The sequence below is a fragment of the Flammeovirga sp. SJP92 genome, assembly GCF_001583495.1.
GTDB lineage: Bacteria > Bacteroidota > Bacteroidia > Cytophagales > Flammeovirgaceae > Flammeovirga.
Window position 1 is genome coordinate 40,843 of sequence record NZ_LQAQ01000032.1, and the last position, 24,917, is coordinate 65,759.

At 33.9% G+C, this 24,917-nt stretch carries 18 protein-coding genes; 3 read left to right on the forward strand and 15 right to left on the reverse strand.

Features of this window, described 5'->3' with window-relative positions; genetic code table 11:
* Positions 1 to 40: 40 nt before the first annotated feature.
* The 5 genes from AVL50_RS07640 to AVL50_RS07670 form a co-directional block, all read right to left on the reverse strand.
* Positions 41 to 1,780 carry a hypothetical protein gene (locus AVL50_RS07640; protein ID WP_062615895.1) on the reverse strand — a complete coding sequence of 580 codons (1,740 nt, stop codon included), beginning with the start codon at positions 1,778 to 1,780 and terminating at the stop codon, positions 41 to 43.
* Positions 1,781 to 2,862: 1,082 nt separating this feature from the next.
* Positions 2,863 to 4,470 carry an alpha-L-fucosidase gene (locus AVL50_RS07650; protein ID WP_062615897.1) on the reverse strand — a complete coding sequence of 536 codons (1,608 nt, stop codon included), beginning with the start codon at positions 4,468 to 4,470 and terminating at the stop codon, positions 2,863 to 2,865.
* A gap of 522 nt (positions 4,471 to 4,992) precedes the next feature.
* The gene (locus AVL50_RS07660) at positions 4,993 to 5,988 is read right to left on the reverse strand and encodes a zinc-binding dehydrogenase (protein ID WP_063850603.1); all 996 of its coding nucleotides are present in this window, start codon (positions 5,986 to 5,988) and stop codon (positions 4,993 to 4,995) included.
* Positions 5,989 to 6,218: 230 nt separating this feature from the next.
* Positions 6,219 to 7,133: a cysteine synthase A gene (cysK, locus tag AVL50_RS07665; protein WP_062615900.1), complete on the reverse strand. Its 915-nt coding sequence runs from the start codon at positions 7,131 to 7,133 to the stop codon at positions 6,219 to 6,221.
* Between the two features lie 132 nt (positions 7,134 to 7,265).
* Positions 7,266 to 7,784: a hypothetical protein gene (locus AVL50_RS07670; RefSeq protein WP_062615901.1), complete on the reverse strand. Its 519-nt coding sequence runs from the start codon at positions 7,782 to 7,784 to the stop codon at positions 7,266 to 7,268.
* Between the two features lie 339 nt (positions 7,785 to 8,123).
* Between AVL50_RS07670 and hrpB the strand changes: the two genes are divergently transcribed.
* Positions 8,124 to 10,619 (forward strand): ATP-dependent helicase HrpB, encoded by a 2,496-nt coding sequence (gene hrpB / locus AVL50_RS07675; RefSeq protein WP_062615902.1) that lies wholly within the window; start codon positions 8,124 to 8,126, stop codon positions 10,617 to 10,619.
* 210 nt (positions 10,620 to 10,829) lie between these two features.
* Here the strand turns inward: hrpB and kbl are convergent, their stop codons facing one another.
* Together kbl and tdh are read right to left on the reverse strand one after the other, a co-directional pair.
* Complete coding sequence (gene kbl / locus AVL50_RS07680; protein ID WP_062615903.1) at positions 10,830 to 12,017, reverse strand: glycine C-acetyltransferase; 1,188 nt, start codon at positions 12,015 to 12,017, stop codon at positions 10,830 to 10,832.
* Between the two features lie 44 nt (positions 12,018 to 12,061).
* Entirely contained in the window at positions 12,062 to 13,084 is a 1,023-nt protein-coding gene (tdh, locus tag AVL50_RS07685; RefSeq protein ID WP_062615904.1) for an L-threonine 3-dehydrogenase, read from the reverse strand.
* Between the two features lie 615 nt (positions 13,085 to 13,699).
* On the opposite strand from tdh, the gene AVL50_RS07690 reads away from it, so the two are divergent.
* Both AVL50_RS07690 and AVL50_RS07695 read left to right on the forward strand, forming a co-directional pair.
* Positions 13,700 to 15,112, forward strand: coding sequence for a hypothetical protein (locus AVL50_RS07690; protein ID WP_157491198.1), 1,413 nt, complete (start codon positions 13,700 to 13,702; stop codon positions 15,110 to 15,112).
* A gap of 125 nt (positions 15,113 to 15,237) precedes the next feature.
* Positions 15,238 to 15,828, forward strand: coding sequence for a hypothetical protein (locus AVL50_RS07695; protein ID WP_062615906.1), 591 nt, complete (start codon positions 15,238 to 15,240; stop codon positions 15,826 to 15,828).
* A 127-nt stretch (positions 15,829 to 15,955) separates the two neighbouring features.
* On the opposite strand, the gene AVL50_RS07700 is transcribed toward AVL50_RS07695, so the two are convergent.
* The 8 genes from AVL50_RS07700 to AVL50_RS33485 all read right to left on the reverse strand — a co-directional run bounded on the left by AVL50_RS07700 (position 15,956) and on the right by AVL50_RS33485 (position 24,913).
* Positions 15,956 to 17,353, reverse strand: coding sequence for a hypothetical protein (locus AVL50_RS07700; RefSeq protein WP_062615907.1), 1,398 nt, complete (start codon positions 17,351 to 17,353; stop codon positions 15,956 to 15,958).
* Between the two features lie 23 nt (positions 17,354 to 17,376).
* Positions 17,377 to 18,300, reverse strand: coding sequence for a hypothetical protein (locus AVL50_RS07705; protein ID WP_062615908.1), 924 nt, complete (start codon positions 18,298 to 18,300; stop codon positions 17,377 to 17,379).
* Positions 18,301 to 18,303: 3 nt separating this feature from the next.
* Entirely contained in the window at positions 18,304 to 19,536 is a 1,233-nt protein-coding gene (locus tag AVL50_RS07710; RefSeq protein ID WP_062615909.1) for a hypothetical protein, read from the reverse strand.
* Positions 19,537 to 19,573: 37 nt separating this feature from the next.
* Positions 19,574 to 20,434 carry a hypothetical protein gene (locus tag AVL50_RS07715; RefSeq protein WP_062615910.1) on the reverse strand — a complete coding sequence of 287 codons (861 nt, stop codon included), beginning with the start codon at positions 20,432 to 20,434 and terminating at the stop codon, positions 19,574 to 19,576.
* Positions 20,434 to 21,531 carry a tail fiber protein gene (locus AVL50_RS07720; protein WP_157491199.1) on the reverse strand — a complete coding sequence of 366 codons (1,098 nt, stop codon included), beginning with the start codon at positions 21,529 to 21,531 and terminating at the stop codon, positions 20,434 to 20,436. The genes AVL50_RS07715 and AVL50_RS07720 overlap by 1 nt, the downstream gene beginning before the upstream one ends.
* Before the next feature lie 445 nt (positions 21,532 to 21,976).
* Positions 21,977 to 22,177: a transposase gene (locus tag AVL50_RS33810; RefSeq protein WP_371259000.1), complete on the reverse strand. Its 201-nt coding sequence runs from the start codon at positions 22,175 to 22,177 to the stop codon at positions 21,977 to 21,979.
* 512 nt (positions 22,178 to 22,689) lie between these two features.
* A complete protein-coding gene (locus AVL50_RS07725; protein ID WP_062615912.1) occupies positions 22,690 to 23,856 on the reverse strand; it encodes a hypothetical protein in 1,167 nt (388 codons plus the stop codon).
* A complete protein-coding gene (locus AVL50_RS33485; RefSeq protein ID WP_062615913.1) occupies positions 23,846 to 24,913 on the reverse strand; it encodes a tail fiber protein in 1,068 nt (355 codons plus the stop codon). Before AVL50_RS33485 ends, AVL50_RS07725 begins: the two co-directional genes overlap by 11 nt.
* Positions 24,914 to 24,917 lie beyond the last annotated feature (4 nt).

Below are 24,917 nucleotides of genomic sequence, written 5' to 3' on the forward strand. Positions count from 1 at the left end.
CCTATTCATTTGGTTACATTGGCTTTAGAAAAAGAGTAGTTTACTTTTTTCTGTTCTTTCTTTTTTCTCTTTTTGATTTCTTTTGTTCTACGGCAGCAATTTTCTTCTCCAATTCGATGACATATAAGGTTAACTCTTCTACTTTTTCAAGTAAAATACGTTCTACTTCCACAACATCAACACCTGATTCTTTCACTTCTGCCGCTGAAGGCATGTTAGGCAAGTGACCTTTTTCTTCTATAAATGAAGCTACTTCTGATAAAGGTGCCAATTCATATTCTTCTTCAAATACGTAGTCAGGCCATTCATTACTTGGAGCGGCTACTACACGTTTTGCAATCACATCGCCTTCCACAATCAATTCATACTGATCAATTGCATGATCATTAAAACTGCTGTGATCTCTTGAACCAATATAAACTTGTGATTCAAAATTAGCATCTTTTTCAAATGAAGCTATGTTTTCAAAAGTGGCCGACTTCTCAAAAGTTGCGGATTCTCCAAAACTTGAAGCTCCATTGGCTCTGAAAGTACCACCTACATTTAATTTATATTGAGAATTACTCACCCCAATACCTACATTACCTAAGTTGTTGATGGCAAAGTGTGTACCCCAAGAGATTGTTTCTCCAGCCAATTTACCTGAACCATCAGCCCATTTGAATTCAATCCAGTCACCATTGGTTACTTCCACACCCATATCTATGAAAGCAGCATCCTCATTTCCTACAAGGAATTTTTCACTTGTACCAGTAGTAGCGTTCCACTTATGCTGAATTCTACCATTACCATCTTGCACAGAAATATTGTACTGTGAAGTTGGACCAGGAATAATGATTCCTTCATCCCCATGTAAAGCTGTTCCATTGTCTTCATTGTTGAAGATAGTGTTACCGTTACCACCTAAAACAACACTACCATTGACATCCAATCTTGTTTGCGGTGTAGTGGTTCCAATACCAAAGTAACCATCAGCAGACATACGTGCTTTTGTACTGTTATTGATTCTTAGGTCAATCACTTTACCCGTTTTCGCATTGACAAATGTGTTACCATCTGCTTTTTGCAATAACGCATAGCTCGATGAAGTGTAGTTATCGTAATGTGCAAACGCGGCCATGTCTGAGTAATTGGAGATATAACCAATTTTTGCCATACCAATAACAGCAGTTACATCAGTATTGGGGTATACTTCCAAATACTCAGTTGCATTACCTGTACCAATTTTGACCTTACCTGCACTTGAGATTCTTAATCTTTCAGTACCATTCGTACCGAATTGCATGAAATCGTTCGATTCATTCCAGATAAAAGTTTCTCCATTGGTGTGTTGTCCCATAGTAAACCTAGAACTCGTCCCTGAATAGAAGTTCAACCTTGTTGAACTATTTGGATCAGAAATTCTAATATTACCATTGTAGACATGAAGTTTGTCACTTGGGTTATCTAAGCCAATACCCACTCGACGTGATTTCAAATAGATGTCATAGCTCGTGTTTGCATCGATGATCATACCACCGTATTTTGAGCTTTCTGGGTTCCATTGTCTCAGACCTGACCATGTTTTGCCATCAGTTTCTGTTACAATCATTCCCACCCTTAGAGGACCACCTACATAGGTGTCATTGTTGTCGAGGTCCATATAGTCCTCGTTCTTATTGATTGCAGTACCAACCCACCATTCTTGGGCCATAGTTTTAGTAGTTGTGCATACCATTAGTGTAATAAACAATGGTACTAGAATAGCTACTTTCTGCATTGAGAAATAATAATGTTTCATGAAAAAAATTAGTTAGATAAAAATTTAGTAAGATGAAAATTAAATTAATTGTCTGTAACTCAGAATTTCGGGTGCAAAGATGTAGATTCAGTTTGAGCTTTTCTAGTGATATTTTCTTACGCAAAACTTTTCTTTTTTGAGTACTATTTCCATTTCAACAACTTCTTACATTTCTAAAATTGGACTATTCCGTCAATTGTACTTAATGTTATATATAAATGAATTTAAAATAGTATTACTTTTATAATTATTCATTTTAGTATTACACATATATTATGTATAAAAATTTTCAAATAACATATTTATTTGACTCCATCTCAGAGATAGGTTTAAAGTAATTTTATTGGTTTTTGATAAAAAAAATGAGGGTTTTGAGTATAAAAATTCAAGATCTTTAAATAATTCAATGAAAAAAAATACTGTTAACACTTGGTGTACGACAAGCAAAATTATCATCATTTATGATAACGAAATCAAATATTCATTCAAGCAAAAAGGTGTAACATTTTGTCACCCTTCAAAATTTGGCTTTTAAGGATGTTTTTACTAAAAAAATTAAGAAGAAAATATTTCATACTATAACTACCTATTATATATATACATTACTAAAAAACATACTATAAGTTCCCCACAATGACTAGAACTCTTATCATTTGTAAGTCAAATTCGTTGTAATGTTATGAATTTATGATTAGTGAAAAAAGGTGTAATGGGATGGCTTTTTAGGTTAAAGATTAAGTAATATAGAAAATCCAGATCTTGTGATTCCAATAATGGTTTTTATCTAATTAAAACTGCATGATTAAGGTAAAGTGGGTTATAAAATTGTTTTTAGAATTTGATTCTATAACCACATGGATAATAGCTGCTTCTTACGAAGAATTACACAGCTTTTGATTGGAAATTAAGCCTATTTATTGATGTTAAAGGGTGATTGTAATCAGTAGGCTTGTATCATTTATGTTTTTAATTGAAAGTATTTATTCTTTTCTTTTCAAAAAGGTAGGTTTTATTAAAGACAAAAAAGTCATCCCCGTTAATAAACGAGGATGACTACCACTACTATTTATTGAATTTACTTATTATAAATTTTGTTCTAGATCGCCTCCAATGTCTGTTTCTTTGTAACCCTCACATTGGATTTTGAATGCATGTGCATATTTTGTTGGGAATTGAGCTGGACGCTTAATCACTAAACCAGCCTCGTTTCTCTCCCATTTCAATGGCTCATCGCTACCTAATAATGTAATTCTTTCAATATCGTTGTTTAGAATACCAAACTTAGTGCTTAGTGTTTCAATAATGATATCACCTTTTGGAGTATCCATCACTAAAGCATAAAATTCGCTGTCATTCTTTTTTGTGAATCGAATATCATTTTCAGTATAAACGATTTTCTTTCTTTCAATCTTGTGACCGCCCGCTGGAATTCTTGTTGGACCTTCACCGAAGATTGTCCAAGGACGAGTACCATAGATAGCTTCTCCATTCACTTTCAACCATCCACCGATATCAGTTAAAAGGTTTTCCATTTCTACAGGAATTGTACCGTCTGGATTTGGAGGAACATTTAATAACATGTTACCATTTTTAGAAACAATGTCAATTAGAATATCTACAAGCTCGTTTGTTTTCACAAACTTAGCATTTGATCTGTAGAACCATGTACCTGGAGAAGTATCCGTTACCCAAGCATCTTTCTTTGGCTGATTTGGTCTGCCTCTTTCGTAATCTCTTACAGCAGTTGATTCAGGGAAAGTTGTTTCTTTAAACATTACAACCACTTCCTTGTTCCACTCTTTTCCTTTATTGTAGTAGTACGCTAAGAATTTCTTTCTGTAGCTCTCATCCATATTTTCTAACCACCAATCGAACCAAATGATGTCCGGCTGATAATCATCAATGTATTCCTTTAAGACCGCCCACCATTGATCATGAAATTCTTTCGTAGGCATTTTATCATCGTATCCGTGAGGAGTAGTGTATAAATCATAATCCTCTTTACTTACAGCTCCTTCATATTGATGAGCAGGTGCAAAATACATCCAAGTGAATGCATGGTGGAATGAAGATAAAAACTTCATACCTCTCTTCTCAACAGCAGTTTTGAATTCTTTTGAAATATCTGTACTACCATAATTCACTGAATTCCAACGTGTAGCTTTACTATCCCACATTGCAAAGTTATCATGGTGCATTGCTACAGGGCCTGCAAATTTAGCACCCGATTTCACAAATAAATCAGCCCACTTTTCAGCATCAAAACCTGTTGGTTTGAAGTTTTCAATTAAATATTTATAACCAAATTCAGCAGGATCACCAAACTGCTCTACATGATGCAAATAATTATTAGTTGGTTTTGTATTTGGAGTACCGTCAGGTTTCTTAGGCAATTCACCCGTTTTCCAGTTAGGCACACCATTTTTACCATACATCATCATACCATGCCATCCAGCTAGGTACTCTTTTTCTTCCATGTTCACAAAAGCACCTGATACAGGTCCCCAGTGCGTATAAATACCAAATTTAGCATCTTGATACCAGTCTGGAGCCTTGTTGACTTTTGCGATCGATTCCCAATCTTCTTCATATGTTTTTTCTGTCGTTAAATCCTGTTGTGAAGGTGGTTTTTGACAAGAAAACACAGTACAAAGAATAATCGGCAAAGTTAATTTCTTGATTAATTTCATACTTATATTAATTTCTTTTTACTAATTCAATTGCTAGAACAAAAGGATTGAAAGTCTGTTTGATAGTTTGTAATTGTATTCCTTTTGTTTTCGCCTTATCTACATTTCAAAATTAGGTTGTAGGTATTTTTTGGGTAGGAAAATTTGATGCTTTAAAAAGGGGTAAATTTGTAATTGTACGATTGAATGTGCTTTTATGTCAATTATTTCACCTTTTGAGGTACTCAAAAAGACACTTCAAAACATTCTGAAATACATCAACTGCTATTATTTTAAAAATCAGAACTCAACCGGTTGAAATAAATAATTATTCACTGAAAGGGGGAGATATTGTAAATGGAGGCTTTCAGAACCTTATTTGTAGCTTTAATTTCTAATAAGTAATAAGTCAAAAAAATGAAAAATGTAGGCTGGTATTTACACTTTCGCAATTCAACTTCCAAAGCTATATTTAAAAGATAAAGCTTTGGAAGTTTTTTATCATGCTTGAAGGATAGCATTATTAGATTAATGAAATACGCTTTATGCATCTAATGTTAATACAACCTTCCCTACTACTTTCTTATTTAATATATTATTTAATGTTTTAATGGCACCTTCAAAATCCACCGTAGTCAATTTAGGGGATTTCACTTGACCATTGACTAAAGCTACCGTCAAACCAATTCCGGCATCAACAATTGCCTTTTGGCCAACATTGCCAAATTCATGTCCAGCTCCTAGTGCCAATTGATGGAAACTTAAGTTTTTCATAAATACATTTTCATATTTTTCAGGTCTTACTGCTCTCACCAGTTCCAACATCTGACCATTAAAACCCAATGCATTAGCGGCAATAATATCATTATCATCTCCGATAGTGTCAAAAGATTTGGTTACACCCTCACCATTTGTCAGCCTTTTGACCTCTTCCAATACATCTACTTGATCATAACAAATCACATGATCAGCTCCCAAACTCTTGACATATTCTTCATTTCTTGAAGAAGCAACAGCCAATATTTCCTTGCAGTTACAAACATTTTTTGCAATCTGAACGGCATAAGAACCAACACCACCTGATCCACCAATGATTAGTAATGTATCATCTTTATCCACTTTCAATTTCTCTACAACTGCTCTCCAAGCTGTCCAACCTGCACAAGGACTAGCAGCCGCATCTAAAATTGAAAGTTCTTCTGGTTTGTCTAATAATGTATTCACTCTATGGATGGCATACTCGGCTAATCCTCCGTGAGGACGAGTCATATTACCGTGATAGAAAACCTCATCTCCTATATTCCACCCTTCTACCTCTTCTCCAATTTCATCAATCACTCCAACAACATCTAAACCTACTACCCAATCATTGTTCATTTGGTCCCCTACCATTCTTTTCCAATTGATCACTTTTGCATCAACGGGGTTAATACCACAAGCTTGTACTTTTATTCTAACTTCATCTTTACCTGGAGTTGGAAGTTTTATTTCTTCTAATTGAAATGAATCTGTGGAAGAATGAAATGTGATTGCTTTCATGTTTTTGATTTTCTGAGGATTAAAAAAAGGCATCAACTTCATCTGAAATTGATGCCTTAATTTAAGGAAAACTCTGATTAAATATAGTGATTATACTATCTATCTTTTCAAATAATAATATGTTGAAAACCAAATTATCGTCAACTTTAAATCGACACTTCTATAAGCTTTCAATGATTTACTTTCAAGGTTCAAAAACTTAGTTTACAAAGTAATTATCATGGTGTGGTTTACTCCCCGAACAAACCATCAATAGATAAATATCTTTCTCCTGTATCGTAGTTGAAAGTAAGGATTGTTGCTCCTTCTTCAATTTCAGAAAGTTTTTGGCTTACTGCTGCAAGAGAAGCTCCCGTTGAGATACCTGCTAAGAAACCTTCTTGTAATGCGAATTCTCTAGCAAATTTCTTTGCATCTTCCGCTTCCACTTTGATGGCTCCGTCAATTGCTTCTGTATCTAAGTTTTTAGGGATAAAACCAGGACCAATACCTTGAATAGGGTGTGGACCAGGACCTTCACCAGAAATTACAGCACTTGTTGTTGGCTCAACAGCATAAACTTTTAAATTAGGCCATTTCTCTTTTAAGATTTGAGCTACACCTGTAATATGTCCACCTGTTCCTACACCAGTAATGATATAATCTATACCATTCGGAAAATCTTCAATTAATTCTTGAGCGGTAGTAGTTCTATGAATGTCCACATTAGCTTGGTTATCAAACTGTGATGGAATCCATGCATTCTCCTCTTCAGCGGCTAATTCTGATGCTTTTTCAATGGCACCTTTCATTCCTTTTTCCTTAGCAGTCAATACCAAGTTTGCACCGTAAGAAGCTAATAACTTTCTTCTCTCAATACTCATTGATTCTGGCATTACTAAAGTCATTTTGTATCCTTTTACAGCCGCTGCCATTGCTAATCCAATCCCTGTATTTCCTGAAGTTGGTTCAATCAAATGTGTATCGTTATTGATCACTCCGTCTTGCTCTGCCTTCTCAATCATTGCTAAACCAATACGGTCTTTGATACTTCCACCAGGATTAAACTTTTCTGACTTAATGTAAACGTTACGATCTCCGAAAAGCTTATTAATTTGAATAACAGGTGTTTTACCAATTGTTTCAAGAATGTTTTTGTATATCATTTTATTTATTCTTTATTACTCTAGTATTTCTATAGACAATATTACTTATAAGATTTTAATGATGCTAATTTTTAGAAAAGAAATTTTTAAAGGTGGTATTATTTTTTTGAATAGCTCAGCTAAGGAGGCTTTCTAGTTAGATAAAATTACATAGGCAATTCTAGGATTTTCGACATCAAATCTTACTTCAGCTTTAGCCATTATATCACTGTCAAAACCTATAGGTAAATATTGATCTCTTTTGTATTGGATTCCATTTACAACATATGAAAAAGAGATTTTCTTATAATTCAGTAGTTTTTTTGTGATGTCTGTTGTTTGAGTTTTGCCAAAATGATTAAAATTAAAAACAGGCTTACTTAAAAGAACCTTATAGTTTTCTGGGTTGTCTTTATCATATCTGATATGGAATGATTCTCCTTGCTGACAGCCTTCCACATTTTCATCAATAAAATCAAAATAATCTACTCCATTTACCTGATATTTGATTTTTATACTCGGATCAGTTTCAGTGATAGTACATATTGCATCATCTCCAATTATCAATAATTCGTCTTTTGAAGTGTTGTGTTGATAGAACAGTGCAAACACAAAAATTACTACCAATAGAAAATAAAAATAGGGAGAATATTTGACAAACTTTGCTTTCATAGTATTCCGTTGTGTGTAAAAGATTGGTACTTTTTATTATTAAAAAATTTCTTAAATATATGTAAGTACTAAGTCAAAAATAAATCATAGTTAATTCTAATTTATTTTTTGAGAGTACAACGCTAAAAAACGTATTAATAGTGGTTCTATTGAAAGTTTTTTGAAGGAAGTAATCGCAAAACAATAAATAGAATTAGCATTTGATAATTTTGAATTTGTACTTATTTACTTCTTTCCTAGATAAACTCCTATTAAGAAAAACATATTCTCTTTTCACCTTCTAGACTATAAATTCCATTATCTTGCAACTCAATTTGAAAAACAGAAAGAAAAGGCATAGTGAGTTTAGATTTTCATCAATTTAATTTACCTGTTGCAGAAGTTGTTCCTGAGGTAAGAAAACATTTAGAACAAGAATCCACCATCATATTAAAAGCACCTCCGGGGGCAGGGAAAAGTACGTTAGTGCCACTGACTTTATTAGAGGAAGAGTGGCTGGAGGGAAGAAAAATCTTTCTCCTTGAACCTAGAAGATTAGCGGCAAAATCTATTGCTCAGCGTATGGCTGATATGTTGGGTGAAAAAGTAGGTGAAACGGTAGGTTATCGTGTTCGTTTTGATGTGAAAGTATCTGAACGTACGCGAATAGAAATTCTTACAGAAGGAATTTTGACCCGTATGCTTCAGGATGATAACGCTTTAGAAGATGTAGGAATCGTTATTTTTGATGAATTTCATGAACGAAGCCTTCACGCAGATTTAGCAATGGCATTGTGCAGAGAATGTCAGCAGGTTTTAAGGGATGATTTAAAAGTAATGGTGATGTCTGCCACTTTGGATATGCCTCAGCTTTCTGCTTTGCTGGACAATTGCCCAATTGTAGAAAGTCAGGGTAGAATGTTTCCTGTAGAGAAATTCTATGTGGGTGATACAGACCGGTACTTGTTGCCTGAGTTGATGACCAAGACCATTCAAAATGCCTTGAAAGATCATGATGGTGATATTTTATGTTTTTTACCAGGACAAGGAGAAATCATGAAATGTGCTGATTTATTGCATCAACATACCAAGGGCATTGCCATTTATCCGCTTTTTGGGCAATTGCCAATCAACAAACAAAGAGCTGCTATTTTACCTCATCCTGAAGGCAAAAGAAAAGTGGTGTTAGCCACCTCTATCGCCGAAACCAGTTTGACAATTGAAGGAGTGAAAATTGTAATTGACAGTGGCTTTACGCGTATTCAACAGTTTGACCCTAACTCGGGCTTATCAAGGTTGGAAACCGTTATGGTTTCTGAAGACGCTGCCGATCAAAGAGCCGGTAGGGCTGGACGTTTAGGGCCTGGTATCTGTTACAGAATGTGGAGTAAAACAACACATACTCGTTTAGAAGAAACTAGGGAACCTGAAATTGAACAGGCGGACTTGACTTCATTAGTATTAGATTTGGCACAGTGGGGTGTTATTCATCCTAATGAATTGGCATGGGTTACTCCTCCAACTGCAGGGCATGTAGCACAGGCAAAAGATACTTTGACGCAGTTGGAAGCGTTAGAAGATGAAAAAATTACACCTCATGGAAAAGCAATTCATCGCCTGCCCTGCCACCCTCGTATTGCCCATATGCTTTTATTTGCAGAAGACAATGAACTATTGCCTTTAGCCACAGACCTAGCCGCAATAATTGAAGAAAGAGATCCATTGCCTAAAAACAGTGGCACTGATATAAATACACGCATTACAGCTTTAAGACGATCTAGAGAATCAGGAAAAGGAAATCCTCGTTTCCGCCAAATTAATAAAATAGCCGAAGTATATCGTAAGCTTTTTAAATCAAGAGAAGACAATCATTCTTTTGATGATTTTGAAACTGGATTACTTTTGGCACATGCCTACCCTGAAAGAATTGCTTGTGCAAAACCTGGTAATAATGCCCAATTCCAATTAGCTAACGGAAAAATTGCCGCTATTGGTCATAGAGATGAGTTAGCAGATGAATCTTGGCTTGCTGTTGCACATATTGATGCTAGAGATGGAATGGGAAAAATATTTATGGCTTCCCCTCTTGACCCTACTGACCTTGCTCCAATGGTCCGAGAAAAGGAAGTGGTAAAATGGGATACCGACGAAGGGGGATTGATTGCCAACAAACAACTTTGCATTGGAAATATTATTCTTAAAAGCACGCCAATCAATGATCCTGACCCATCGCATTTGCAACAGGCTATCTTAGATGCTGTAAAAAAGGAAGGAAAACAATTGCTTCCTTTTAAAGATAAAGATGTAGAACAATGGCAATCACGTGTTCTTTCATTGAAAAAATGGAACCCTAAAGATAAATGGCCGGATGTTTCTACAGAAACGCTTTTGTACTCAGCTTCTAAATGGTTGAGCCCATATTTAGACAAGATCAAAAAGCCTTCTGATTTAATGAAATTGGACCTGAAGGATATCTTGCAACATAGTTTACCTTGGGAATTACAAGAACAATTAGATACTTTAGCCCCCACTAAAATACAGGTACCGAGTGGTTCTAACATCAAACTGAAGTACATAGATAATGGACAACCTCCAATCCTTGCCGTAAGACTTCAGGAATGTTTTGGTTTGGAAACTACTCCAATGATCAATAATGGGAAACAAAATGTAGTGCTTCATTTACTTTCACCAGGATTTAAACCTGTGCAAATTACATCAGATTTAAATAGCTTTTGGAATAATGCTTATTTCGAAGTGAAAAAAGACCTAAAACGAAGGTACCCTAAGCACTCATGGCCTGACGATCCTTGGACGGAAGAAGCAGTAAGAGGTGTGAAAAGAAAAACAAAGAGTTAGCTTTGAAGCTTGTTTTTAAAAGTAGACCTTAATTATAAGTACAAATTCAAAATTATCTAATACTAATTCTATTTATTGTGTTGTGATTACTTCCTTCAAAAAAATTAGAATTAACTATGATTTATTTTTGACTTAGTACTTAGCAATAAAAAATCCATCATAAACCAAAATACGAGTTTATGATGGATTTTTCACAGGCAAAAGGCTTTATTAAATCACACCCAATTCCTTTCCAACTTCAGTAAATGCTTTTACTGCTTTTTCTAAGTGATCACGAGTATGTGCTGCTGAAAGTTGCACTCTGATTCTTGCTTGCTCTTTTGGAACTACCGGGAAGAAGAAACCAATTACATAAATTCCTTTCTCTAGTAATTTTTCTGCAAAACGCTGTGATAACTCAGCATTATAAAGCATTACTGCACAGATTGCTGATTCAGTTGGTTTGATATCAAAACCAGCTGCTAACATTTGCTCTTTGAAGAAGGCTGTATTTTCATGTAGACGTACAGATAATTCGTCTGTTGTGTCCATCATTTCAAACATTTCAATACCTGCTGCTGCAATTGATGGAGGAATTGAGTTTGAGAATAAATAAGGTCTAGAACGTTGACGTAACATTTCAATTACCTCTTTCTTACCTGTAGTGAAACCACCGATAGCACCACCAAATGCTTTTCCTAAAGTACCTGTAATGATGTCAACCTTACCTCTGATATCAAAGTGTTCTGTTACACCTCTTCCTGTTTGACCAACAACACCTGCTGAGTGGCATTCATCGACCATTACTAAAGCATCATATTTCTCAGCCAGCTCTACAATTTTATCCATTGGCGCCACATGACCATCCATTGAGAATACACCGTCGGTTACGATAATTCTGTAACGTTGTTCTTGCGCTGCAATCAACTGCTGTTCCAAATCTTCCATATTGGCAGTAGCATAACGGAAACGTTTTGCTTTACATAAACGAACCCCATCAATAATAGAAGCGTGGTTTAATGTATCTGAAATGATAGCATCTTCAGCTGTCAATAGAGGTTCGAACACACCACCATTAGCGTCAAAACAAGCGGCATATAAGATGGTATCCTCAGTACCGAAAAAGTCAGCAATTTTCTGCTCTAATTTTTTATGAAGATCTGTTGCGCCACAAATAAAACGAACTGAAGACATACCGAAACCATGCGTGTCCATTGAGTCTTTTGCCGCTTTGATCAAACGTGGATGATTTGACAAGCCTAAATAATTGTTGGCACAGAAGTTCAATACGGTTTGTCCTGTATTAAGCGTGATTTCCGCATCCTGTGGAGAAGTGATGATTCTTTCACTTTTATAAAGACCATCTGCTTCAATTTGTTTTAAGTCTTCTTTAAGACTTTCGTATATTTTTTTACTCATTGTAATATCAATTTTGGAGTTAAGTTTTTAAGAAGGATAATGAATTAGTCCCAATTTAGGATTACTTTACCACAATTTCCTGATTCCATAATATCAAAGCCTTTTTGGAAATCATCAATACCAAAACGGTGTGTAATGATTGGAGAAACATCTAAGCCAGACAATAACATTTGTTCCATCTGATACCAAGTTTCGTACATTTCACGACCATAAATACCTTTCAGAGTAAGTCCTCTGAAAATGATCTTGTTCCAATCCACTTGAGCAGACTGCGGAAGAATACCTAATAGAGATACTTTCCCTGAATTGTACATATTATCAATCAACTGATTGAAAGCAATTGGAGAACCAGAACATTCTAAACCGATATCAAAACCGCTCATGTTTAATTCCTTCATGACCTCATTCAAGTCCTCTTTGGCAGGGTTAACCACTCTTGTAGCACCCATTTTCTTCGCCAATTCCGCACGGTATTCATTCATTTCTGTGGCCACAATATGTCTTGCTCCTGCAAATCTCGCCACTTGAATAGCCATACTACCAATCAATCCTGATCCAGTGATCAATACATCTTCTGCAATCAATGGAAAAGAAAGTGCGGTGTGCGTAGCATTTCCCAACGGGTCCATAATAGATACAATCTCATCAGGGATTTGCTTGTTGATTTTCATCACATTAGAAGCAGGAACTTTTACATATTCTGCAAAAGAACCATTTGTGTTTACACCAATACCAATTGTTGTTTCACAAATATGTTGTCTGCCTCTTCTACAATTACGGCAACGCCCACAAGCAATATGCCCTTCACCTGTAACTCTGTCTCCTTCTTTGAAATCTTTGACTTCACTACCAAAAGCGGCAACGTGTCCCACGTATTCGTGTCCAATCGTCTGACCTACGCGTACCGTTTGCTGTGCCCAAGCATCCCATAAATAAATATGCAAGTCTGTGCCACAAATAGATGATTTTGAAACTTTGATAAGGACATCATTTGGTCCCACTTCAGGAATGGCAACATCTTCCATCCATAGGCCTTTTTCAGCCTTAGATTTTACAAGTGCTTTCATGGTTATTTCTTAATTTACGATGGTAGTATGTATAATTTATTGTTGGGTATTTCTATCCCTATTTCATAACTAAAATTCAAAATTAAAATTTTTCAGAATATAAACTAAAGGTAGATAGAGCATTAAGATTAATTAGAGTATTATACCGGTTTAGTGCTTCTTATTATTAAATAAACACAAGTGACATTATACGAAATAATACCCTTCAAACCTCAACTAAAATAGAATAATATATTATTTAATTTACATTCTCTGAAATAATTTAATTTTTTATTAAAATTAAAAATAGTTACATAAAATTCTGAATTAAACTCAATTATCCATCATTTCAGATGATTATTTTGTTTCAATAAGATATAGGCTATAAAAAAGGGAAGCATTCACCTCCCTCTTTTTTACTTAATAATTACCTAACAACTTACATATTAACAATACATCATTACAATCTTTTGGATAAAGAATTTCTCCTTTTTCAACTACTTATATCCATTGTATAAAAATGTCACCCGATAAAATGGAAGAAAACGGTATTAGGGGAAATTTAAAAATGTAATCAGGGAAAGTGATCCTCAGAAAAGGGCGTTTACATAGTTATCAATCACAAAAACAATAGATATGAAACGCAATTTTATTTTACTATTTACGATTATTTTTACTACGGCATTTTTGTCATGTTCAAAACAAGAAGATACTGTGGTACCCGTAGTGGCCAAAGATCCTCAAAACTTAAAAGTTGAGCTCATTGAAAACAAAGCTGTGGTCAGCTGGGACGTACAGGCCAATGAAAGTTATAGTTTTCAATTAGCTGAGGATGAAAAGTACACTGACGTTATTTTCAATAAAACTGAGAAGAAAAAAATGGACGCCGTCATCGAAATTGATGATTCAGAAAGCTTTGTCAACCACGGAAAAGTGACATTTATAAATGTACCGGTTAACCAAAAATTCTATTTCAGAGTGAGAGCTGAAATTATAAATGAGAAAACGTTTAAATCTACAAGCTATTCAAATTACTCAAAGGTAAATTTCTTAATTGAGGATAACACCAAACCTGCTATTCCTACGACAAAAGTAGATAGCAATCAAATCTCATTTTCTTCTTTCAATATTGGTTTTCCAGAAGATTTTGATCCTCAAAATCATTTAGATATTAAGTTAGAGATCTCCAAAGATGAGGCATTTTCGGAATCCGTTGTCTATGATTATTACCCTCAGTATGGTGCAAATGCCATCAATTTAGATCCCATTACTAAATATTACTATAGAGTGATTCCATCTGATATTAACGGAAATGTAAGAGCATCGGAGGCCCTAACTTTAACCACACATTCTATTGCTCAGCTAGAAACAGCTGGCTTTGATTACTTGTCAACAGGTGGTGGCCCTGCCTATTTCACTTTAATTTTCAGACCGCAAGCCAAAGATTCTACGCTGATAAAATTGGCCACTGAACACCACGCCAACATACACGCAGTAACTGAGGCTTCTACTTCATCGTCTTTTGAAAGTAATGTAACCCAACGTAAAAGCGTAGAAGTAGACAACCGCAACACCCCTTTTGCTTATTTAAAAACAATAGAAGCTTTAGGTTCCAAAATTTATGGTAGAACGTACCTTAATACAGGAAACAACAATGGTAATTTTTCAAATACTGTCATCAAAGAAATGCCAAACGCAGTCGCTTCAATAGATAATGAAGTAGTTGAATTTATAAAAGAAAGTACGAGCACTTCACAATTCATTCACCTCAAGTCAACGGGTGGTGAAGAAATGGAATTACAAATCTCCTTGCTTGAAACACTAAAAGAAGGCAAAAACGATATAATTTTTAGTAGTAGTTCAAATAATAAATTTAGTGTAATAAGAGATGGTATAGAGTACAACTCTAAACGAAGCTTCACTATTACTCTCATTAAAAGTAGTAACTCGGTGACGATGAATGAGTCGGTAGATGTAATCTCATTAGAAAGTACCGATAGTAAACACGGGATGCTTAATCTAATCCAATTTGGTTTAGGACTAAGATAGTAATGTAGTAAACAAGTTATACAGGTCACCCCTATTTCTTTTTAAGAGGTAGGGGTATTTTTCATTTCAATTAATGCTATTTGTTATAAAATAAGCATATTTTGCAAAATAAAAGAATCCTATTTATGCATCATCTTAAAGCAATTTTGTTCTGTATCCTCTTGAATACATTATTTATCTCGAATCTTTATGCTCAAAATTATCCATTAAGACCAAATGGTTTTAAGTCAGAAATAAGTGATTACATTTTAGATCATAAAGCACTTCGTACCTATGATTTCATTCTCTTCAAATCAGAAGATTCTTATTGGCACAAGAATAAACAATATAGGCTAATTTGCTTTACTGAAAACCAAGTTGAATTGATCACAATTCTCAAGAAAAAGAAAAACAAAAAGATTAGAATAGTGGGAATAAAGCAAGCTGATATTAATAAATCTCATCAATTGCTCAATACTTTAACTGAACTTGGGCTTTTTGATTGGACTAATTCAGATCTTGACCACAGGTCATATAATGAAGAAACTGGTAACACTAAAGTACTTAGTATTTCAGATGGTTCCATTGAAACTTTTGAAATGATAAACCATCAAGAAAAATGGGGTTTAAGTGTTTATGAAGCAATCCAGTATTTTGAATTTTGTGGAAATAAAAATCTCAAATCTTTTGATGATGCCTGTCGGTTGTTTGATAAATATTGGGGTAAGAAGCTCTAGTTACTTATAAAAAGTAGGTAAGTCTAATGAAAGACTTACCTTAGAAATTAATTTTACTTAAAATGAACTATCAAAAATTATAGAAATTAGATATCTTGACGTTCCAACTCTTCCTCTAAATCTATTTTCATTTTTTCAAAAGTTGCTCAATTAGTTTTTGTTGATTTAGATATAAAGTTTTAATCTCTTCTATTTCTTTATTCTTAGCTTCGAGTTCTTTGATTTTTTTGTCCTGCTCAATAGTATAAAGTGTCAATTCCTCAATCTTCCTCAATAACATCGCTTCCGTCTCCCCAACATTCACCCCATTTTCTTCTACTTCTTTTGCTGATGGTACATCTGGCAAGTGTTTATGTTCCTTAATATGTGCTTCTACTTCAGAAAGTGGTTTCAGATCATAATTTTCTTCAAAAACATAATCTGCCCATCCTGTATAAACCTTTACCTCAGTAGCTCTAATATTTCCATTAACAGAAAGTTTGAAACCTGCAGTATTTTTTGTACCGATACCCACATTACCATTGCTTAAATTGCTGTATAAATAAGTATAGTCACTTAGTTCAGAGTTTGTGAAAGAATTTTTATTTCCAATCAATGATGCTCTTGGTATTTGGAAAAAACTAACACCTGAATGGGTATAAATAATACCCCCTGTTTCATTGTAAGTATAATCATTCCTTTTCCATAGTTTCTCATCTTGAACCCATTCAAACTGACCACCATATTGATAAACCCAAGCTTCTCTAACATAACCATTGTCACTGCTTCCTTTTGTCATACCGATTGTCGTATATTTTGACTTGGATCCTCCTGAAAAATAACTATCTCCTGATACATGTAATTTATAAGCAGGTGTTTCAGTTCCAATACCTAATGAACCATCAGCAAGCATTTTCATATATGTCTTTGAGTAACTTTTCCATGCGAATAGTGGCCTGTTTACAATTGGCCCGCCAATTATTCTACCATCAAAAATTACCAACGGCTGAGTTCCTTTATCTTGTTCTGGTGAAGTTTGGCCTGAAACATATAAAGATGTTCTTTCAGTCGATTCAACATATCCTTTTAGAATTGGCATAAATTGTCCTGACTCAGCTGTTGCATTTGCCAATTGAAAGTAATCTTTCACACCATCAACTTTAGCAAGTAAGAATAGTTCACTTGAGGATTCTTTTGCATTTAAATTTAAAACATGGTTACCATAGGATGTTGAACCAATAGTTAGATTCTGCTTAAATAAAGCTTTTCCGTACCCATCCAATGAAAAGAGAGACTTCCACTCTGAATCAACATAACTATTATAACCTATTGAAAAATCACTAGTATATTCATCACCTAGATTGATTTTTAAAAATGTTCTGTCATTGGTTTGGTCATCTCTAAAAATATAAGTTGGATCTGTATTATACCCTTTATCTGGATCATCAATAATGATTTTTGTAAAAGTACCCTCTTGACCAAAAGAATAATTTACATTTACAAAAATAAATGCAATGATAAAAAAGATGTTTTTAGTTTGCTTCATAACTTATTTTTTAAAAGTATTACTTAATTATTTTTTTGTTCTAGTTGTTTTAAACGTTGTTCATAATCATTTATTACCTCCTGTTGTTTTAGAAGATAAAGTGTGAGTTCTTCTATTTTTTTAAGTAAAATAAGATTCATCTCTCCCACATTAATTCCCTCTTCTTTAATAGTTTTCTCTGATGGGACTTCTGGTAAATGACTATTTTTGTCAATGAAGTCCTTTACTTCTTCTAGTGATTTTAATTCATAGTCCTCTTTAAAAACATAATCAGGAACATCAATAGTAGCTTGCACTTTAACTTCTTTAGACAATAACTTCCCATTCAGGGTTAATCCTCCATCAATGTATTGATCCCCATGATCATTTATTACTTTTGCCCAAGTTCCAGAACCATCCTTACCTGTACTCCTGAAATACATTGTAGGGTTTGTAGCTGAATTTTTCACTGCCAACTGACCATTATATCTATACTCTTCATGATTTGATCCGTGGTTCATGTTCAGTCCCCAAAACCAACCAGATGATTCTGGTGCATTTTCTGCATTATATGATTCTATAAAACTACTCCCCCAGTTTAAATTCCAGTCTGATATTCGTTTTGGGTCATATAAAAAAAATTGAGTTCTAACGGTCAGGTCATTCGTTACTACTTTTTTTAGATCCACAGAGTTATTAAAATTCACGTTACCATAAATATCAAAACGATTAGAATTATTGTAATTCCAAATTAATCGACCATTGTAGTCAGATGTATAATCAGATGTAAAATCGATAAAACCTCCAACACCTGATTTTAGCTCAATTGATGAATAAACATCTGATCTGTTAATTTCTAAAGAACCCTTCATCTTATTTGAGCCATCGGTTCTAAGGTATTCTTGTGAATAAACTGTGCTCAAAAAACAGTTTACATAAATGAATAAAAGTAAAATTTTTGTTTTCATTGTTTATTTGTTTAAAAGTTTCTCTATTAGTTTTTGTTGATTTAGATATAAAGTTTTAATCTCTTCTATTTCTTTATTCTTAGCTTCGAGTTCTTTGATTTTTTTGTCCTGCTCAATAGTATAAAGTGTCAATTCCTCAATCTTTCTCAATAGAATAGCATCGCTCTCTCCTAAATTAACTCCACTTTCTTCTACTTCTTGAGCTGAAGGAACATCTGGCAAGTGTTTATGTTCTTTGATGTGAGCTTCTACTTCCGAAAGTGGTTTAAGGTCATAATCTTCTGCAAAAACATAATCTGGCCATGCATTCATTTCAACCTTTACGGATCTAGCCCCTATAGAACCATCAACAGCTAACCTATAATCAGGCTTTGTGAAATTACCTATTATCACTTGAGCATTTTTTTCTCTCGCTAATTGAATTTGATCTTGGTTTACACTAATCATGTTTTTAGAATTATGTGTAATTTCTAGCTCTCCATCTGCAACAATATTAATACCTATATCATCATCTTCATTACAAATTCCAATACCTGTATTTCCAAAACTAATACTTGATCCTCCTCTGCTAAAAATTGAATATTGATCTAAGGCTATATTTCCTCTAACATCTAACTTCTGAGATGGAGTACTCGTCCCAATCCCAACTCTTGCTCCACTATCAATAGTCATTGCAGTTATAATTTCTAACGATTGTTGCGATTTACTATAAGATGATTTTGAAATACCAAAACGTAAGTGACCTTTTGTTGGATCTAGTCTAATTTCACTTACATATCCATCTAACATTGATGTACCTGCTCCACCAGGTGCATAACCAAAACCTAATACTTTGTGACCTCCATCATGAAAAGAGAACCCGTCTCTTAAATCCAATATATTTTTGGGTGATGTAGTTCCAATACCGATTAGACCGTCATGGCCAATATGAAGCCTCTCTATGGGTTCTCCTCCTGTTTGTGGCGTTGTTAAAAATTGGAGATAAGTTCCCCAACTTGTCCATCTATAAGACCTTATGATACTTTGACCAGCACTATTAAAATGAAAAATAAAATCTCTTTTGCTACCTTCATTTAAAGGCTGATTGGGGCCTAAAATTTTAATATAAGAGTAAGTATTATTATTATTGTTCCCTATGGTCAAGTTTCCAGAAGAACTATTATTGCCACTTGGGCTCCATTGTGCAAATGAAATGGATGAATAGAGTATAAATAAAATTGTAAATAGATTTTTCATTTGATGTTTTGTTTACTAATAGTAGTTTCGTTATTGATTAGTTTTTTATATCCTTGATCTCTTTTTTCAATTGATCAAGTTCTTCTTTGAGCAATTTATTTGTTTTATCTTGATCAATAATGTAAAGAGTAAGCTCTTCAATTTTCCTTAATAACATCGCATCACTTTCACCTAGGTTGATTCCCTCTTCTTTCACCTGCTTTGCAGAAGGCACATCCGGTAGGTGTCCATTTTCTTGAATATGCTTTTCAACATCTGAAAGTGGTCTTAAGTCATAGTTCTCCTCAAAAACATAATCTGCCCAATCTGTATATACTTTAACTTCTTCGGCTCTTATTTTCCCACCTACAGATAATTGATAATCATCATATTTTGAGGTATTTATAGCCACTTTATCATGAAATTGAGCTCTACCATGATAGATATGAGCATGATCAATTAGCTTATCATATATTAGAAGTTTTCCTCCATTATCCGAAAGGTTATTATCTTGTTGTTGTCCTAACAAATCAGTAGAAAAAAAATGTGAATCTATAATTGTAAATACACCTGTGTTCACACCATCAGTCGCCTTTACCCAAATTTCAGAGGTACCTCCCTTATTTATATAAGCAAATTGTAATTGATTATGTGAACTATAACCCATCGTTTGATGAGTTTGAATAGTATGTCCTTGAGAATTAATAAACTGAATAGTTCCTTTTGATATTGAAGGATTATGTGAAGTACTGTGAGAGTAATTATAAGTAAAAGAAGCATGCCTCCCTCCTTTAGTTCCCACAAGAAACCAATTACCATTTCCTTCTAAATCGAATGAGGCCGAATTAGAAGGTTTTATTTGTGCAAAAAGCAAAGATGGTAATACACAGAATATTATTATACTTAAATACTTTTTCATTATTCTCTATTCAATAGTAATTGCTTCAATAATTCTACTTCCTTTTTGAGTTCTTTGAGCTCATTAATTTGTTTTTCCTGCTCAATAGTATAGAGAGTAAGTTCCTCAATCTTTTTTAGCAGTAACAAATTCATCTCTGCCAAATGTAAACCTTTGGCTCCTAATTCCTTTGCTGACTTAACTTCAGGTAAGTGACTGTTATGATTAATATATTTTTCAAGCTCTTCTAACGAAATTAAATTATACTTTTCGCTAAATACATAATCTGGTACTGATCCAGCGTCAACTGTAACTTTCACTTCTTGAGCATGAATTTTACCTTTTACGGTTAACTTTGAGTCTGGGGAAGCAGTTCCAATGCCTACATTTCCATAATGACCATTTATATGAACAACTGACTTTATACCATTTCCTCCTACATTTGATTTAAAATCAAAGTTTCCACCACCTGATTTATTATTAAAAACTACTGTATTTTCATCATCAATATACTGATGATAGCTTACAGCTCCATCAGACCTTTGAAGTGCTAGTTGCTTTTCCCCATCATTATAATCTACAGTTATTGGTTCTGAAAAGTTACCTTTGAAAGCCACATTACTGATAATTCCATATGTTGGTTCTTCCAGCAGTAATTCTCCTGAGGAATTAATTGTATTGGGATCTCCTAATGTAATTACTGGATGACCACCATGTAACCCAAGGTTAGAAAAGTTCACTGTAAATGATCGGTGCATATGCTGTACATGAGCCGTTAGATGAACTTTACTATCACTTATTTTCCTAAGTTTAAGTGTAATGTTTGCAAGCTTTATATCTTGCTGTAGACCATATTCAAAACCTTGATAAAATCTCACAAATAATGAAAAGTTGGACTGTTGTGGAAGATCAAAACCCCAATTACCATTGCTGTCTATAATATTTCCTACAATCTGCATCCCCTCGTAAGGACTAATACTTTCTGCATCAATAACAGCAATAACTCTCTCCCCTGTGGTTTGATGAGATTGGAAATTGACCGAAAAGTCTTGTGCTTGTACTTGAGTGAAAAACAACGGACCCATTATAAGTACTAGAATGAATAGTTTAGCTCTCATAATTAATTTTGCTTGTTTGCTATTTATTTATAAATCTATTTAGTACTAAACTTTTATGATCTCAGAAAAAAGCATAGAGAAAAAAAGAGAAATTTATTTATTGTAATCTTTCAGATTGAAGCTCATTTTCTTTAATGTTATATATAAGTTTAGTTTTATTGTTGAAAGAGATGCAAAGTTAGTTATACATTCTCATTCTACAATATTATACATAGTTTTTCTAATTGCTTAAAATTTTTCGATATCAAAGAATATAGTTACCCCACTAGTTCAAACTATCTAAGAGGAAAGGATAATTATTTTTTTTGAGAGATTCAGCTTCAAACCTTTTTAAAACATATTTTAATATAGTTACGGTGAAGTTCCAAATAGTGGTAGACCATTTGATCAGCGGTTACATTATCTGTACTCCAAGCGCATACCCTCCCATCCAAAAGTGCTTACCTCAATAACGTTTCCGTAAATTTGAAAACTCTTGTAGAAGTATTCGAAAGGTTCGGCCTTTCATTCGCTTTAGAATTTCACTGAAACTTTTGCTTGGGGGATACTCAATATGAACATGCTCTTTATTGACTACTCCTTTCAATATTTCAATACCTTCAGTCTCACATATTTGAATGAGAAGAAATCTACACCATTTTTGAATACCCCTTCCAAAACATGGTGTCGATACTTAATCACAATGACGATATGAACGGTTAATCGAGTAACTATATGATTCCCTTTTCTGTACTCAGTGTCATAATTCACAATATGTATTAGATTTTTTCGAAATACTAAAGTTCTGTACTGAGAGTAGAGGGGTTTAAACCCATTTCTGAGACCAATAAACTTCTAAATAAGAATATTTTCCATCATATGTTATCCTTGCCTCATTCCAATAGCCTGATGTTGAATTTTCAATAATATTAATTCCTCCATAATTACTCCAACCTTTAAATCATGAGATTTCAACAAAATGTAGTGTACAGCAACTACCGGTAGTCATTATACTCACTTCTGAATATCCTCTTCCAGAAGGACTCTTGCTCATCGCTACTTTTTTCCAACCTGTAGTAGTTACGTTTGCTTTCACTACTGCTTCATTATCTAACTGCTGTCCCTTTTATATTCCAGTATAAAGGAGACACATAAAAATTAGTATTATTCTAGCTTTTATCATTTCTCTTGTAATAGTTGATCAATTAGCTTTTGTTGTTTATATAATAAAGATTTTACCTCTTCAATTTCTTTATCTTTGGCTTCTAAGCTTTTTATTTTCTTTTCCTGCTCAATAGTGTGTAAAGTCAATTCCTCGATCTTTTTCAATAAGATTAAATTCATTTCTGCCAAATGAAGTCCTTCCTCTTCAATCTGAGCTGCTGATTTTACTTCAGGTAAATGACTGTGCTTTTTAATATAGTTCTCTACATCTTCCAAAGACATCATATGATAGTCTTCTTTGAAAACATAATCGGGTACTGTACCAGCATTAGCTGTAACTTTCACTTCTTGAGCATGTACTTTCCCCGCTATAACAAACTCTCCATTTTTCTTGACTCCCCAAAGCCACTTTGAATTTGATTTAGTTGCTTTTAAAGCTGAACCATCAGGAATTGAATTACCTCCATTATCTAGAAATGAAGGACCTAAGATTTGTTGATAAAGATAATCTTTCATAATTGGTGAATCACTTGGTAAGTTTGTAATACCATTAAAACTACCTGAAGTCACTTCCATAAACATAGTTGGATAAGGGCCTTTGGAATAAAAACCATATCCTTGATTTTTATAGTTCAAATAACTTCCAAATGAAGAGGTATAAGTGATATAATTACTTATCTGATTTGAAGCTCCATTTGTATAACAAGCTCCTGAATATTTATAATAGAAATTATTTTGATTCTCAAACATAGTACTCGATAAATTACCAAATAGTGTTATTGAGGTATTCTTATTTGTGGTGGGAGTTTTAAAGTTCAGACCTTTTGACTCATCTACAAGCAACAATTCTCCATTAGAATTTGTCAACATGAAATTATTCCAGGAGGTCCATAAATTATTTCCTTGATTTTTACTTCTTAATGCTGCTCTTTGGCCCTTATAGTCGAAAATCAATTGTGTGTGTCTACTAATATTACTTTCTGGCTTTAATCCTAACACTACTCCAGCATCAAAAATCCAAGAAGAAGGTGCATCACTCTCACTTGGAATAACATAAGCTCCATCTTGATACGATGAGGGTGCATCATCTGAAATAGCATCTTTTCTGATGACTAACTGTGCGTAACTATTTGTAAAAAATAACAACACAAAAAGTGTCGATAAAAAAATTTTATTCATCATTTTTTTTATTAATTATTTGTTTCAATATTTCAGCCTGTTTTTCTATTAGTTTTTGCTGTTGATCTAATTGCTTTTGTTGTTCTATTATATAAAGGGTCAACTCTTCTACTTTTTTTAGTAAAAGTAAGTTCATCTCTGCCAAATGAAGTCCTTCTTCTTCAATCTCTTTAGCTGACTTTACCTCAGGTAAATGACTGTATTCTTTAATGTATTTCTCAACATCAGCCAATGGCATCATTTTATAATCTTCTTTGAAAACATAATCGGGTACTGTGCCAGCTGATGCTGTGACTTTAACTTCCTGAGCGTGAATTTTACCTTTCACGGTTAGCCTTGAATCTGGAGAGCTAGTACCAATTCCTAAATACCCCTTATGATTTAATATCATAACTTCTTTGAGTTCTTTTACATTAGTATTCCTATCTATATCTAGCTCTGTCAGCCATCTAAAACCAAAATTACTACCTTCAAAAACGTTCATACGTGTGTAAACGTTGATACGTGCATAAGTATCTTTAGCCGATTCATCACTAGTTATTGCATTGAACCCTATAAAACCTGACCACTTATTAGAACTTCCTCCCCAATTATTCTCGTGAGTCCAACCCAAGTTCATCATGCTATTATTGATGCTTACCAGGCCACTATTATTTATTTTAAATAATTCTTGTAGTTTTCTTGAACCTGTATTACCTCCAAAATCAGGGGCTTTTTCTTCTCCTAAAAAATGAAAGCCATAGTTATTTCCTTCAATCACTAGTCTATTGGTATAATTATTTGAACGGTAATAATATCCTTTAGGATCGTTATCATTCCTATAAGCATTAAAGCCTATAAATCCAGTCCACTTATATGCACTTCCTCCCCAGTCGTTTTCATGTACCCAATCAAGATGTAGAAGTCCTATTCTGTTACTTGAATTGCCTATTGATAATTTTGCAGCTGGTGTTAGTGTAGAAATACCTATCTTTCCATTGTTACTAATTTGATTTTCCTGAGCATAAAGAGAAGTATTTGTTATAAAAAGTACAGTCAAAATTAATTGCCATGATTTCATAGTA